General features: G+C 70.4%; 1 protein-coding gene. It reads left to right on the top strand.

The window, feature by feature from the left end:
• Positions 1–1,282, top strand: a 1,282-nt coding sequence (locus tag G7A99_RS20020; protein WP_240466352.1) for an alanine--tRNA ligase-related protein, incomplete at both ends; no start/stop codon positions are given.

The raw sequence follows: 1,282 nt of genomic DNA, 5'->3' as shown, positions 1-1,282 counted from the left end.
CTCGTGCGCGGCCAGCCCCAGGCCGAGAAGATCCTCCGCCAGGAGGAGGAGCGCTTCCGCGAGACCCTGGAGCAGGGCCTCAAGCTCCTCGAGGAGGACCTGCGCGACCTGAAGGGCACCGTGATCCCCGGCGGGACGGTATTCAAGCTCTACGACACCTACGGCTTCCCGGTGGACCTCACCGCGGATATCGCCCGAGAGCGGGGGCTGGAGGTGGACACCGACGGTTTCGACCGGGCCATGGCCGAGCAGCGCGAGCGCGCCCGCGCGGCGAGCAGCTTCAAGGCGGACCACGGCGGTGGCGCGGATTACGAGGGCAGCTCGGAGTTCACCGGTTACGATCACCTGCGTGACACCGCACGTGTCGATGCCCTCTACGCCGGGGGCCGGGCGGTGAACGCCCTGGAGACCGGCGACGAGGGCATGATCATCCTCGATCGCACGCCCTTCTACGCCGAATCCGGCGGCCAGGTTGGCGACCGCGGCACGATCAGCGGCGCGGGGTTCGAGTTCGAGGTCCAGGACACCGTGAAGTACGGCGACGCCCACGGCCACGTCGGCGTGGTCCGCCAGGGGCACGTGGAGGCGGGCGACGGCGTCACCGCCCATGTGGACGAGGCCCGGCGTCAGGCGACGGTGCTCAACCACTCGGCGACGCACCTGCTCCACGCGGCGCTGCGCGAAATCCTCGGCGAGCACGTCACCCAGAAGGGCTCGCTGGTGGCACCGGATCGCCTGCGCTTCGACTTCGGTCACTTCGAGCCGGTGAGCGCGGAGCAGATTGGAACCATCGAGCGCCGGGTCAACGAGTGGATCCGTGCCAACGAGCCCGCGGACGTCCGCCACATGGCCTACGACGAGGCCATCGAATTCGGCGCCGTGGCGCTGTTCGGCGAGAAGTACGGTGACGACGTGCGGGTGATGCGCTTCGGCGAGTTCTCCACCGAGCTCTGCGGCGGCACCCACGTCGGCCGCACCGGCGACATCGGCTTCTTCAAGATCATCTCCGAGGTCGGCATCTCCGCCGGCGTGCGCCGCATCGAGGCGGTGACCGGCGAGGGGGCGCTGGCCTGGGCGCAGGCCGCGGAACGGCGCATCGACTCGGTGGCTGAGCGCCTGCGCGCCAGCCCCGAGAACATCGAGGTGCGTCTCGGCCAGGTGCTCGATCGCAACCGCGAGCTGGAGAAGGCGCTGGAGCAGGCGAAGGCCCGGCTCGCCAGCCAGACGGGCAGCGACCTGGTGGACAAGGCGGTCGAGGTCGGTGGCGTGCGCGTGCTTGCCG

It is taken from the genome of Arhodomonas sp. KWT (genome assembly GCF_010993615.1).
The sequence above is the reverse complement of the archived record's forward strand: the minus strand, read 5'-3'. Positions and strand labels throughout refer to the sequence as shown.